Annotated in this window: 14 protein-coding genes; 10 read left to right on the top strand and 4 right to left on the bottom strand. The window is 68.2% G+C overall.

All coding sequences use genetic code 11. The annotated features are described in order from the left end of the window. Positions 1–103: 103 nt before the first annotated feature. The gene (locus AB0L91_RS21540; protein WP_365012474.1) at positions 104–1,003 is read right to left on the bottom strand and encodes an SDR family NAD(P)-dependent oxidoreductase; all 900 of its coding nucleotides are present in this window, start codon (positions 1,001–1,003) and stop codon (positions 104–106) included. A gap of 187 nt (positions 1,004–1,190) precedes the next feature. After that, positions 1,191–2,411, bottom strand: a complete 1,221-nt coding sequence (locus AB0L91_RS21535; RefSeq protein WP_365012471.1) for a CoA transferase — start codon at positions 2,409–2,411, stop codon at positions 1,191–1,193. A gap of 161 nt (positions 2,412–2,572) precedes the next feature. On the opposite strand from AB0L91_RS21535, the gene AB0L91_RS21530 reads away from it, so the two are divergent. Continuing rightward, positions 2,573–3,487 (top strand): alpha/beta hydrolase, encoded by a 915-nt coding sequence (locus tag AB0L91_RS21530; RefSeq protein ID WP_365012469.1) that lies wholly within the window; start codon positions 2,573–2,575, stop codon positions 3,485–3,487. A gap of 72 nt (positions 3,488–3,559) precedes the next feature. Here AB0L91_RS21530 and AB0L91_RS21525 read toward each other — a convergent pair whose 3' ends face one another. Next, on the bottom strand, positions 3,560–4,678 hold the full coding sequence (locus tag AB0L91_RS21525; protein ID WP_365012467.1) for a beta-propeller fold lactonase family protein: 1,119 nt from the start codon (positions 4,676–4,678) through the stop codon (positions 3,560–3,562). Positions 4,679–4,699: 21 nt separating this feature from the next. Beyond that, positions 4,700–4,993 carry an antibiotic biosynthesis monooxygenase gene (locus tag AB0L91_RS21520; protein WP_365012465.1) on the bottom strand — a complete coding sequence of 98 codons (294 nt, stop codon included), beginning with the start codon at positions 4,991–4,993 and terminating at the stop codon, positions 4,700–4,702. A gap of 861 nt (positions 4,994–5,854) precedes the next feature. Between AB0L91_RS21520 and AB0L91_RS21515 the strand changes: the two genes are divergently transcribed. From AB0L91_RS21515 to AB0L91_RS21475, 9 genes are all read left to right on the top strand, one after another. After that, on the top strand, positions 5,855–6,886 hold the full coding sequence (locus AB0L91_RS21515; protein WP_365012463.1) for a ThiF family adenylyltransferase: 1,032 nt from the start codon (positions 5,855–5,857) through the stop codon (positions 6,884–6,886). Next, the gene (locus tag AB0L91_RS21510) at positions 6,883–7,515 is read left to right on the top strand and encodes a GNAT family protein (protein ID WP_365012461.1); all 633 of its coding nucleotides are present in this window, start codon (positions 6,883–6,885) and stop codon (positions 7,513–7,515) included. Before AB0L91_RS21515 ends, AB0L91_RS21510 begins: the two co-directional genes overlap by 4 nt. Positions 7,516–7,689: 174 nt before the next feature. Then, positions 7,690–8,664: a helix-turn-helix transcriptional regulator gene (locus tag AB0L91_RS21505; protein WP_357346625.1), complete on the top strand. Its 975-nt coding sequence runs from the start codon at positions 7,690–7,692 to the stop codon at positions 8,662–8,664. A 199-nt stretch (positions 8,665–8,863) separates the two neighbouring features. Further along, positions 8,864–9,076, top strand: a complete 213-nt coding sequence (locus tag AB0L91_RS21500) for a helix-turn-helix transcriptional regulator (RefSeq protein WP_071929024.1) — start codon at positions 8,864–8,866, stop codon at positions 9,074–9,076. 116 nt (positions 9,077–9,192) lie between these two features. Continuing rightward, positions 9,193–9,876: a 2-oxoglutarate and iron-dependent oxygenase domain-containing protein gene (locus AB0L91_RS21495; protein WP_365012458.1), complete on the top strand. Its 684-nt coding sequence runs from the start codon at positions 9,193–9,195 to the stop codon at positions 9,874–9,876. Positions 9,877–9,953: 77 nt separating this feature from the next. After that, positions 9,954–10,175 (top strand): hypothetical protein, encoded by a 222-nt coding sequence (locus AB0L91_RS21490; protein ID WP_365012456.1) that lies wholly within the window; start codon positions 9,954–9,956, stop codon positions 10,173–10,175. 125 nt (positions 10,176–10,300) lie between these two features. Further along, positions 10,301–11,104, top strand: coding sequence for a DUF4239 domain-containing protein (locus tag AB0L91_RS21485; protein ID WP_365012454.1), 804 nt, complete (start codon positions 10,301–10,303; stop codon positions 11,102–11,104). 70 nt (positions 11,105–11,174) lie between these two features. Further along, positions 11,175–12,041, top strand: a complete 867-nt coding sequence (locus tag AB0L91_RS21480) for a hypothetical protein (RefSeq protein ID WP_365012452.1) — start codon at positions 11,175–11,177, stop codon at positions 12,039–12,041. A gap of 134 nt (positions 12,042–12,175) precedes the next feature. After that, positions 12,176–13,255, top strand: coding sequence for an alkaline phosphatase family protein (locus AB0L91_RS21475; RefSeq protein WP_365012449.1), 1,080 nt, complete (start codon positions 12,176–12,178; stop codon positions 13,253–13,255). The last annotated feature ends 25 nt before the right edge of the window (positions 13,256–13,280 follow it).

The raw sequence follows: 13,280 nt of genomic DNA, 5'->3' as shown, positions 1-13,280 counted from the left end.
TCGGCTTCACCGGTGCCACCGGCCGCTGCTGCAATTCGGCAACCAGGGTGGACAGATCACCGGTGAACCAGCTGGTTCACCGGGCACGGACGTCTGGGTGGAGTCAGCTGAACAGGTCCAGCAGGGACCCCTCGTTCTCCGAGCCGATGATGCCGACCGGCTTGCTGGTGGAGTCGTCGAGGATGGCCTCGAGGTTGGCCTTGATGTCCTCCGGGGTCACCTCGGGGTTGTTGTAGCCCTCGTTCATCGACAGCGCGAAGCGCTGCATCAAGCCGCCCTGGCTGAGCAGGGTCTCGCCGGTGATGGAACAGTCCTCGTGGGCGAGGTAGGCGACCGTGGGGGAGACCATCGCGGTGGTCATCGACTTCTCCAGGGTCTGCTTGAGTTCGTCGGGGATCTCCGCCTCCGCCGCCATCCGGGTGTAGGCGGTGGGGGCGATCGCGTTCACGCGAACGCCGACCCCGATCGCTTCCATGGAGAGGGTGCGGGTGAAGGAGAAGATGGCGGCCTTGGAAGCGACGTAGGCGCTCTGGTGCTCGAAGCCGACCAGCGTGGGCGACGCGGTGTTGACGACGCGTCCCGCGCCGGACGCGACGAGATGGGGCCACGCGGCGGCCGTCACGGCGGCGGTGCCGAAGAAGTTGACCTCCATATGCTTGCGGATGCCCTCGATCGCGTCGGGGCCGAAGGGCGTCATGTGGTTGATGCCCGCGTTGTTGACGACGATGTCGAGACGTCCGAACGCCTCGATCGCGGTCTGCACGATCGCCTCGGCGCCGGTCACCACGTTGTCGTAGTTGGCGACGGCCTTGCCGTTCGCCGCGATGATCTCGGCGACGACGTCGTCGGCCGGGGAGGAGTCGGAGCCGACGCCGGCGGCGGAGGATCCGAAGTCGTTGACCACTACCGATGCTCCCCGGGAGGCCAGCAACAGCGCGTGCGAGCGGCCGAGTCCCCGGCCGCCGCCCGTCACGATCGCGACCTTCCCGTCAAAACGCAACATGGTCTCTCACTTTCCCTCCATGCGGGGCATGGATGACAGGTTGACGAGGCGTCGAGCCTCGTCGATTGGTTCTATATTTAATATTATATGACAGTCATCGGCCTGTTAGCCAGGATATGGGAGAGTTCGCCGACGGGTCTTCCCGCGCGGTCCCCGTGGCGGGTGGAAACGCCGCGGATTCGCTCGGTCAGCCGCCTGCGCGCATCGACAGGGTCTCGGGCGTGAACGCCGCGCCGGTGGAAATCAGGCGATCGATCTCGTCGGTGGCGAAACCGTACTCGGTCAGTACCTGCGCGGAGTTCTCGCCGAGCCGCGGCGCGGGATAGCGCAATTCGGGCGCGTCCTCGCTCCAGTGCTGGGGGATGCCCAGCGAGCGCAGGAGACCTTCGGTCGGGTGCTCCTCCTCGACGAAGAACCCGACATCCTTCATGTGGGGATCGTCGAGAAGCGACTCCGGGGTGTTCATTTCGATGGCGGGGATGTCGGCCTCGGTGAGGAGTTGGACCCATTCGGCGGTGGTTCTCGTCTCGAGGATCTCGGCGAGGAAGCCGTAGAGCAGGCCGATGTTCTCGGTCCGGCCGCCGATATCGGCGAAGCGCGGGTCCTGCGACATCTCGGGCCTGCCGGCCAGCGCGAAGAACCGGTGCCAGTGCTTGTCGGTGTAGACGTTGACGCCCAGGTAGCCGTCACGGGTGCGGTACGGACGGCGATCGGAGTTCATCATCCGGGCGTAGCCCGAGGTGCCGAGGGAGGGGATGAAGGTATGGCCGTAGAGATGATCGCCCATGGCGAACTGGGCGAAGGTCTCGAACATGGGCACCTGCACCTCCTGGCCGCGGCCCGAGCGTTCGCGGCGGTAGAGCGCGGTGGTGATCGCGTTGGCCGCGGCCATGCCGACGACGCGGTCGGCGATCGCGGTGGCGATGTAGGTGGGCGGGCCGGACTTGCGGCTCTGCAGGACCGGCATGCCGACGGCGGCCTGGATGAGGTCGTCGTAGGCGGGCCGGTCGGCGTAGGGGCCGTTCTGGCCGAAACCGAAAGTGCCGCAGTAGATCAGGCGTGGATTGCGGTCGCGCACCTGCTCGTAGGCGAGGCCGAGGCGCGCCATCGACTTCGGTCGCAGGCTGTAGAGCAGCACGTCGGCCGAGCCCAGCATGCGCTGCAGCGCGGCATTGCCGTCGGGGGACTTGAGGTCGAGCACCACGCTGCGTTTGTTGCGGTTGAGGTGCAGGAAGATCGCGCCCATGCCCGGATTGCGGCGTGGGCCGACACCGCGGGTGGTGTCGCCGGCCGTCGACTCGATCTTGACCACGTCCGCGCCCATGTCTGCGAGCAGCAACGTCGCGAAGGGGCCCATGAAGTTCGAGGTCAGGTCGAGGATGCGCACGCCGTCGAGCGGTCCGGTCATGTGTTCGTCTCTTTCGTGAGATCTGGAATTCGGACAGTACTTCTTCCGGGGTGAGCCAGTGCATAGGAAGAATCTTTCCCATTGTCGGGATCATCTGCCGGAGAGAAGGTTGTCGCATCGGCTTCGAGCCGGAGCAGATCTCACCGAAAGGATCGTGCCTGATGCGCACAAGCGTCACCTTCCCGAGCAATGGCCTGCGCCTCGCGGGCATCCTGTTCACCCCCGACAACCGCACCGGCGAGCGCCTGCCCGCCGTCGTGGTGTCGCACCCCGGCGGTGGTGTCAAGGAGCAGACCGCCAGCATCTACGCGCAGCGGCTGGCCGACAAGGGCTACGCGGCCCTCGTCTTCGACGCCGCCTACCAGGGCGAGAGCGAAGGCGAGCCCCGCTTCCTGGAGGACCCCTTCCAGCGCAGCGAGGACATCAAGTCCGCGGTCACCTACCTGACTACCCGCGAGGACATCGATCCCGCCCGGATCGGCGCCCTCGGCATCTGCGCCTCCGGCGGCTACGTGCCGTTCGCCGCGCAGACCGACCACCGCATCAAGGCCGTGGCCACCGTCAGCGGCCTCGACATCGGCGACTACCTGAGCAACGGCCTCGGCCGCACCCAGGACCCCTCGGTCCTGCAGGAGATGCTCGACGCCGCCGGTGCGCTGCGCACCGCCGAGGCGCAGGGCGCCGAGCCGAACTACCAGATCTGGGCGCCGCCGAGCGCCGAGGGTCTCGAGGGCGCGCCGGCGCTGTTCCGTGAGGCGCACGACTACTACCGCACGCCGCGCGCGCAGCACGAGCGCTCGGAGAACAAGTGGCCGCTGCAGAGCATCGACCGCATCGCCCAGTTCGACGCGTACGCCAAGATCGCCATGATCTCCCCGCGCCCGCTGCTGATGATCGTCGGCTCGGTGGCCGATACCGCCTACTTCAGCGAGGAGGCCGTCGCCAAGGCCGCCGAGCCGAAGGAACTGTTCGTGGTCGAGGGCGCCAGCCATGTTGCCCTCTACGACGTGGACCAGTACGTCACCCCGGCCGTGGAGAAGCTCGACGAGTTCTTCGGCAAGGGTCTGGCCGGCTGATCCCGGCCGTGGCGTAGCCCCGTCACCCCGCGTCTGCCCCGCACGGGCGATCCTCGTGCGGGGCAGACGTCGTCACGGTGTCTTCACCAGGATGGGACCGTCGCCGAAGATGGTTCCGGTGTCGACCGAGGGCAGTGCCGACCGGGACAGGCTCCCGTCCGCGGCGACGTCGAAGGTGTGGACCTTCGTAGTCAGCGTGGCGGGCAGGCAGTCGGCGACGTAGAGATGGCGTTCGTCGTCGGCGAGTTTCACCAGGCCGGGGAACGAGCCGTCCGGTGCCCGGTACGGCGAACCGGGCAATGGTGACAACGCGCCGTCGTCGCCGATCGAGAAGCCGGCGACCGCCGCGCCCGCCACCTCCGGGATGTAGACGCGACGTCCGTCCGCGGTGACCTCGGCCGCGTGCGGCATGCCGCCGGTGGCGTACGGCGACCCCGGTGTCGGGGTCAGGCGCCCGTCGTCACCGATCGCGAAACCCGAGACATTGCTGCCCTGCTCGTTGCTCACGTAGACGAACCTGCCGTCCGGGGTGTACCCCGGATTGACCGGCAGCCTGCCACCGGGAACCGGATCACCGAGCGAAGTGAGCTCGCCACCCGCACCGATCGCGTAACTGTGGATCGCCGAATCGGCGGCACTGGTGAAGCGCAGGAACCGGCCGTCCGGATCGACGGTGACCATCGGGAACACCGCGAATCCCGCGACCGTGGTCTCGCGCAGGAAGGTGAGTGCGCCGTCGGCGGCGACCGCGAAGGTGCTGAGGCGGCCGGGGGCGCCGCCCGCGCCGACGAACAGCAGGCTGCCGTCGGGGGTGAGGATCGAGGTGACCACCGGTCCGCCGCTGATCGCGACCTCCCCACCCGGAATCGGCCGCGGCGTGCCGTCGTTGCCGAGGTGGTATCCGGTGACGCGCTGCGAACCCACCTGCGTCACATAGACATTGCGGCTGCCGTTCGCGGTCGCCACCGACAGCACGCCGAGCCCGGCGCGAAACGGGGAGCCCGCGACCGCCGACAACCCGCCGTCGCCGGCGATCCGCAGGACCGCCACATCGCCGGAGGCGGTCCCGCCCATGAGCAGGAACCGGGAGTCCTGCCCGGGTGCCGCCGCCGCCCCACCGCAGACGGAGCCGGCGCCGGCCAGGAGCACCACCGCGAGCGCGGTGGCGAGCTTCGTTCTGTGATTCGTCATCGTCGACGCTGCGCGGAACGATCAGACGCCGATGAAATCGTGGTAGCGGAAGGTGATGTCGCCCTCGAGCATCTCGACGAGTTCGGCGATCACACCGGATTCCTCGCGCCAGGCCAGATAGGCCTCGAAATTCGCCCGGGTATCCCACTTCTCGACGAAAAGGATACGGTCCGGCTCGTCCTGGTTGCGCGCGACCTCCACGGTGATATTGCCGGCGAAGCTACGGGTGCCCGCCAGATGCTCGACGAACCATTTCCGCAGGTCGTCGTAACGGCCCGGCTTGGCGGACATGTCGATTGTCACCTGAATTGCCATGGGTGCTCCTGATCAAAAGGGAGAAGGAATGTTCGCCCGGCGGATGCCGCATCGGAACGAACATGTCGACCGTAACGCGGGTCACATCGAAAACCAATTGGCTAGTTCGAAATCGACACTTCGGCTACGGCGAAGCCGGTCCGGGCAATCGACACTTCCGGCGGTATGCGCGTGCGGCAACGACTTTCGTCTGCGTGCTGATTGCACAATTGGTGCGGCCGAAGTATCGACAGAGTGATCGATAACAATGAAGCGTCCGGCAGCCGCGTCGGGCGTCATGGCCGTCCGCGCGCTCGGCACCCCGGTCGGATCGCACGCCCCGCACATAGGCGCTCAGCCATACCCCACGACCTGGAATCCTGCCTGGAGCACGCGCGGGCCGAGCCCGGTGATCTCGGTGACGTCCGCCGGCGTCAACGGCAGATCGGGGTGGCGGTTGGGTGGCGATCGTCGGCGGTGAACGGTGGTCGCCGGTGGCCCCGAATCGATGCTTGCGGGATCATCGCGAGCCGGGGGAGCGGCGGTGGAACGGGTCGCCCGGCCGTGGCGGCCCTGTTGGTCATCGTCCCAGTTTGGGCCAGGTTCTCGCGCGCCATGCCGGTGGACCGAAGATGTGTTAGCTGAAAGTGTGCTGTATGTATTGTTTGCGCGTCCTGGTCGACAGAGGCGAGCGGGTGCCCGTTCGTTTCACGAGGGTCGGAGGTTCGCGCGCACATGGTTCGGTACAGCTCGGTTCCGCGTCCGGCGGTGCTCACGCCCGGCGACGCAACATCGCATTTCCGCCCCGTGCTGCTCGATGCGTCGAGCCCGGCGGGACTGCGAGACCTGGCAGCGCTGGCGGCGTCGAGTGCGGTCGGGGCCGTGCACGACACAATCGACGATCAGCTCGATGAGCTGATCCGCTGCGAGGACCCCGCTGTCACCCATTCGCCGGCCTCGCTGGCGGTGTCCCGGCAGCGGATCTGCGACGGGATGCCGTCGTGGCGGTGGGGAACGTGGGTGTTCTATCCGTGGCACGGCCGGCTGGTGCACGTCCTGCCGCGCGACGAATTCCAGCGGGTGCGCACCGACCGGAATCGCAACAAGATCGACCGGGCGCAACAGCGAGAGCTGCGCCAGCGGCGGATCGGTGTCGTCGGGCTGTCGGTGGGGAACAGCGCGGCGGTGACGCTGGCGATGGAAGGGGTCGGCGGATCGTTCCGGTTGGCCGACTTCGACACCGTCGGGCTGTCGAATCTGAACCGGCTGCGGGCCGCGGTGGATGACCTCGGGGTGCCCAAGGCCGTGCTGGCGGCACGGCAGATGTTCGAGATCGACCCGTATCTCGATATCGAGGTGTTCACGGACGGGCTGACCGAGGAGTCGATCGGGCCGTTCTTCGACGGCATGGGCGGTACCGGGCCGCTGGATCTGCTGGTAGAGGAATGCGACACGGTATGGGCGAAACTCGCCGCTCGTGAATACGCGCGGCATCGTGCCGTCCCGGTGCTCATGGACACCAACGATCGTGGCCTGCTGGACGTGGAGCGATTCGATCTCGAACCCCACCGGCCACTGTTCCACGGGCGCACCGGTGGGTCGACCGCGTCCGATGTCGCGAGAATGACTCGGGGCGAACAACTGTCGCTGCTGCTGACCGTGGTCGACGAGCCACGGCTGAGTGCGACGATGCGCGCCGCTGTCGGTGAGATCGGCCGGAGCCTGTCCAGCTGGCCGCAACTCGCCTCCGGGGTGATGCTCGGCGGCGCGCTGGTGGCCGATACGGCTCGCCGGATCCTGCTCGGCGAGCACGTCCCCTCGGGGCGCCACTATATCGACCTCGACGAGCTCATTCCCGCGGTGAGCCCGTGGACAGCTCCGGAATTCGCGCGCGTGATGGAGGAGGTCCGTTGACGATCGACCTGCGCGACGTGGAACTGGTCGGCCCGCGGCTGCGGCTGCGGGATCTGCGTGCCGGCGACCTGAGCGTCTACCAGCGGATCTTCACCGACCCGAACCTGACCCGATACATGGGCACCGACAGCATGGGTGTCCCGGCGGCGGCCGCGTCGTTCGACGCCGCCCTGCGCTCGCGCGGGGAGACCCCGCGCCGCAAGTACACCCTGGCGATCACACCACCGGACGCGGACACCATGGTCGGCACCATCGCCCTGCTGGTCGAGGATTTCGGCAGCAACGCGATGATCGGCGGCCTGGTCGTGATTCCGGAAGGCGCGCTGCGGGCGGGTGGTATCGAGGCGGGACGGCTCATGGCGGCCTTCGCCTTCGGGCCGCTCGGGATCCACCGGGTATGGGCGGGACACCGGCACGATCATCCGGTCATGGACCAGGTGATGTCGGGAGTGGGCTTGACACCGGAAGCGCGGCTGCGGCAGCTCTACCGAACCCAGGGCCGGTGGCGCGACGTGTGCACGTATGCGGCCGTACGGCCGGAATGGGCTGCGACAGCGACACCCGCCGAACGTCGAATTCTGGCATTACGGTCAACCGCGGCAAAGGGACCCGCCATCGTGGGTCGGTGAAGCCGGGGTGGAACCCTGCCGAATCGGGCTCCGGGCGCGTCATGGCGCGATAACATCGCCGACTACAGGCCGCGGGCAATCGCCCCGGTCCGATGTGCCACCACCCGAGACGCGTAACGGCCGGTGACGGGAGGGCCTCCACCGCCCGGCGAGAATCCGAAGTGGAGATCGTCCATGGCAGTGCTGATCGACTCCGACTATTTCGCTCCGGCGGACCGGCGGGAGGCGGTCACCGCCATCCTGCAGGAAGCCGACCTCGGGGCGAACCTGCAGATGTGGGACGCGCCCGCCGAGGTGGTCAGCAGGCACCAGTCCTGGATGCTGGGTCCGATCGCGCTCACCCGCTCGGAGGTCTCCGGTCACCAGGTCCGCCGAACGAGCCGACACGAGCGATCCACGCCCAGCGACACCTTGACGGTGACCGTGCAGAGCGGACAGCTCCGCAGGCACGAACAATTCGGCGCGCAAACGCTGATCGAACCCGGCGCCTGCGAAGTGATCGACCTGGCCACCACCTTCGCCTCCGGCTGGTACGGACTCGGCGGCACACTGTGTCTGCAGCTGTCCAGGCAACGCCTCGGCATCTCCGTGGAAACGGTCGCCGCGGCGCACGGGCGGCTGGCGGCGTCGCCGCTGTACCCGATGGTCACGGCGCAGATCGAGCACCTCGTCCGGGTCGCCGACCAGCTCGAAGCCGATCCGGCCGCCGCCTCGGTGGGCGAGTCGTGCCTGGAAATGGTTCGGGCGCTGCTGATCTCGGCCGCCGGTCGCGGGCCGGGCGACGGCGCCGCCATCCCGGACCAACTGCTGATCGAGCAGGTCCTCGGGTATGTGCGGAACCACCTCTCCGATTCGACCTTGAAGATCCCCGGGATCGCCGCCGCCAACAATATTTCCGTCCGGCACCTGTACAAGGTCTGCGCCCAGTCGGGAATCAGCCTCGAGCAGTGGATCATCGAACAACGTCTCGTCCGGGCCCGCGACATGCTGATCGACCGCGGCTACGCGCACCGGTCCATCGCCGCGGTGGCCGGTGCCGTGGGTTTCCGCGACCCCGCCCACTTCGCCCGCCGATTCCGCGAAACATTCGGGATGACACCGCGGGACTGGCGCCGCAGCGCCACCGCCGCGGACACCCCACCGGAATAGCCGACGTCCGGTGCGCGGCGGGCGCTCGAGTTTGTGCGTGCACAGTCAGTTGCCGTGCAGTCACAGTCTCTTTCGACAGCGGATTCGCCCTTATCGTTCGAATGTGGCTGCGCGAGACCGTTTCAGGAGAGCGAGTGTTCGCCGACGGACACCCGCCGCCGATGCGGTCCGCCGAGGGCATCGAGAGAGAGGGGAGACCATGTCCACGATCGGTAAAGCGATTCGGGCGGCGAGGATGGCCTCCGGGTTCACGCAGGCGGAGCTGGCCGACTGGATCGGGATCAGGGACGGCAACCAGATCAGCCGGTGGGAGCGCGATGTGGTGACACCCAGTGCCGACAGTGTCGGCGAGTTGAAGCGGGTGCTGGGGGTGCGCCTGGACAACTCGTCCGGCGATACGGTGTCGTGCTGATCCGCGCCAGGCGCGACCGCGGGGTCGAATCCCGGCGCGCGGAATGACCGGGGTGCTGGGTTCACGGTGAACGAAAGGCCTTGTCAGGGGCGGTGTCCGACCTAGACTCGGGATTCGTGACCTCCAGTCTGCCGCTCGTGGACATCTCGCGGTTCCGTGGCCCGGACACCGATCGCGCCGTCTTTCTCGATGAGCTGCGCCGGGCAGCGCACGAGATCGGGTTCTTCTACGTGGTCGGACACGGGGTCGATCCGGTGCTCACCGACGGGGTGTTCGCGGTCGCGCGGGAGTTCTTCGCCCTGCCGGTCGAGCAGCGGCGGGAGATCGCCACCATCCACTCGCCGCAGTTCCGGGGCTACACCAGCACCGGACACGAATACACGGCGGGCGCGCCGGACCGGCGAGAACAGATCGACATCGGGCCCGAGCGGGCCGTGCGGCCGGCCGGGGGACCGGCCTGGGAGCGGCTGATCGGGCCGAACCAGTGGCCGGTCGCGGTGCCGCACCTGCGTGCGGTCACCCTGGCGTGGCAGGCCGAGGCGTTGCGGGTCAGCCGGGAAGTGCTGCGCGCCCTGGCCGTCGCGCTCGGGCAGGACGAGGGCTACTTCGACCGGTGGTTCGACGAGGAGGCCTCGACCCACCTCGAGATCATTCACTACCCGGGCCGGGACACCACCGGCGACGACCAGGGCGCACACAAGGACTACGGGTACCTGGTGCTCCTGCCGCAGGACGAGGTCGGCGGGCTGCAGGTGCAGGGGCCCGCGGGCTGGATCGAGGGCGCCCGGCCCGCTATCTGACGGCCGCGTCGACCGGATTTTGTGGCCGATTGCACTGTCACGGTTTGGCAACGGCCGCGATGGTCAACCCTCTCTGTATGACCAACTCACGTAATCGCACAACGACTACGCCGAGCATGGATCTGACCAACACCATCATCATGTTGGCCACCTGCGTGTTCTTCCTCTTCGGACTGGTGACACTGAAGTCGCCGATGCCGCTGGCACTCGCGGGCGCGACCGGCCTGGCCGCGGCGATGGCGTTCACCATGAAAACCCTCGGCCCCACGCGACGCCTGGTCGGCAAGCACGACAGATAGGTCTCGAAAGCGACCGCTCGGTTGTAAACCCGTGGCGTGGAAGGGATTCGGGACGCAATCCAACCGTGTGTCCACCGCGAATACTCTGTGATCGCTTCCACCCCCGGCGTGAACGGAGTCGCGGAATGCCTGGAATTCTGTTGCAGCTGGCGGTATTGGCGCTGTTCGTCGGCGTCGCGGTGGGAATCTTCGTACTGGGGGATCGGGTGCGGCCTGCCTCGTGGCGGCACGACGACGATTCCGGTGCCGGTTCGATGATGCTGGACATGGTCAACATGTTCTTCGCCGCCATCGTGGCGTTCGTGGTGGTGATCCTGTGGCAGCAGTACGACACTTCGCACGCGCACACCGTGTCGGAGGGCAAAGCCCTGGTGAACGTCTACGAGGCCGCGAACGCCATGCCCGAGGCGGATCGTGAGAAGGTCCGCACGCTGGTGACCGCCTACACCCGGCAGGTGATCGACGAGGAGTGGCAGGTCATGGACGAACAGCGGCGGCTGAGCCCGTCCACGCAGGCAACGCTGGACGAACTGCGGGAGGCGGTGGATTCCGTGCCCGCCGCCAGCGCGGAAGAGAAGGCGGACCAGGACGAGACCGCCGCTGCCGTCGCGGCGATCACCGACGCCCGCTTCGATCGCGGCCTGGACGCTGGCTATCGCTTGCCCGGGTTTCTTTACGTCGCACTGTGGTTCGCCACGGCCATGCTGCTGTTCGGCACCGTCTTCTCCGGTGTCGTTGTCACCAAGCGCAGCGTCCTGATGACCGCGTTGTTCGGGCTGGTGATTGGTGCGGTGATTCTGGCTGTCTACCAACTGGATCGGCCGTTCGCGGGCGGCAATCACGTCGCCAAGGATGCCTACGAGCTCGCGCTCACGCGCTTCCAGGATCTTGCCGAGGAGCCTTCCTCCGGCGGCGATCTTCCTCGTTGACCGCGGCGAACAGCGATCCCTCGGAGGCATGATGGACGGAAGAGGAAGAGCAGTACGAGGATTCGCGGCAGTGGGGGCGGCTACAGTGCTGCTGGCCGTGCCCGCCCCACTCGCCGCGGCTGCTCCCGGAATGCCGACGATTGATCAGATCATCAGCGGCAGTGCGGCTCCGGGCACCACGACGGCTCCGGGCGACGGGCAATCCGCCGGGCAGGAGCTGGGTCTCGGCACCGGTAGCGCGGGTGGACCGGGCTGGTCCGCGGCGTCGACCGGCAGTTCGGCGGGAGCTGTCCCGAATCCGGCGGCCGGGCAAGCGCTCGGCCTCGGTCCGAGCATCGTCGACGGTCCCGAGTCCGTGGTGACCGATCCCATCGTTGACGATGCCGCTCCTGACGCGGCATCGACGACCCCCATTGCTGCCCCGGACACGCTCGGCGGCCTGCTGCTCCTCGACCCCGACTATGTGCTGCCCGCCTGTGTCGGCAGCGCGGCAGTCGGCAGCGCCGCGCTGGGGTCCGGCATCATCACCGGTAGCGGCATGGGCTCGAGCCTGGTCGGCGTCGGTTCCAGTGGCAGTGCAGGCACGGGCTCGGCCGGTGCGGGTAGTGTGGCGGTCGGCAGTGCCGCGGCGGGGAGTGCCGCGCTGACCTGCCTGCTGTTGCTCCCGGTTCCGCGCCTGCCGGAGCCCGGGATCCCCCTGGCCATTCCGCCCACACCGGTGGCACCGGCCGTCGAGCCGGTTCCCGTGCGGGTGCCCGAGATGATCCCACCGATCCTCACGGCGGCCCCGCCGTTGCCGGTGCCGCCGCCATCCGTGGTCGAGTACGCCGCGCCGGTCCAGTCACCCCCTGCGCCGCCGCTCACCGCGCTGCAGGTGATGACGGTCATGATCATCACGATCATCGCGGGCGCGCGTGCTCGACTGCGCGGTCGGTGAGGATCGGGGAGATTCCTGCCCGGTTCCGGTCGGGGTCGAGCGGGAAGCCCGGCGAATTCCGGTGGCCGAGACTGTACCGGTCAATTGTCCAATTTGCTGGGCGCCGCGGTCGCTCGCCAGCTACGGTGCCGCGCATGTCTCGCACTCACCGCATCCTCGCGGCCGCAGTTCTGGCCGCCGCCCCACTCGCTGCTGCGGCTCCGGCTCCGGCGGCTCCGGTCGTGAACAAGGTCGTGGTCATCGGCATCGATGGCACGCTGTGGAGTGAGGTGTCCGCGGCCGATGCCCCGAACCTCGACCGCCTGGCCGCGGAGGGCACTCTGGCCCGCACCTCCATCGCCCCGCACACCACGATGTCGTGCGTCTCGTGGGCGACGGCGCTGACCGGCGTGTGGGATACCAAGCATGGCATCCAGGACAACGGATCCACCTGCAATGCCGGGCCTTTCGCGCAGTATCCGACCGTGTTCACGCAGGTGGAGCGGGAGCGTCCGGCCTTGTCGACGGCCTCCATCGGCACCTGGGACACGATCGGCATGATCGCGCGCACCGGCAGCCCGCAGGCCGACCAGGTCACCGTCACCCAGCTCGACCCCACCGGCGCGGGCATCTGTGAGACCACCGCCGACGACAATGCCGCCGCGGGCGTCGTCTCGGCTATCACCGAGGACGGGACAGACCTGCTGTTCACCCACCTCGACCAGGTCGACATCGTGGGACACACGCTGCGCGGGGTCTGGCCGCAGGCGTATCGCGATGCCATCGGCCGCGTGGACGGTCTGGTCGGAAAGATCACCGCCGCGGTGGACGCGCGGGCGGCCGCGCACTCGAACGAGCGGTGGACGATCCTGGTCACGACCGACCACGGGCACAAGCCGGACGGCGGCCACGGTGGCCAGAGCGCCTACGAGACGGCCAGCTTCGTGATCGCCCGCGGGGCGGGTTTCGCGGCGGGCGCGCAGAACAACGGGTACACCCTCGCCGACATCACGCCGACCGTGCTGGACCTGCTCGATGTCGCGGCTCCGGCGAACCTCGACGGCGAGTCGATGCTGGCCGGCGGCTCGGGGAACCCGGCGGCACCGGTCCCGAATACGCCGCCGGTCGACTCCGGCATCACCGGTTCGTCCTCGGGTTCGGCACAGGCGGCGATGGTGGCGAACCCACTGTGTCTGCTGGGCAGTGGCTCGGCGAGCGGTTCCTCCGACAGGTGATCCAGTCGAGGTAGCGGAACCCGGC

The organism is Nocardia sp. NPDC051833 (assembly GCF_040681225.1).
GTDB lineage: Bacteria > Actinomycetota > Actinomycetes > Mycobacteriales > Mycobacteriaceae > Nocardia.
Note: the sequence above shows the minus strand (reverse complement) of the source record. Positions and strands in the feature narration are given on the sequence as shown.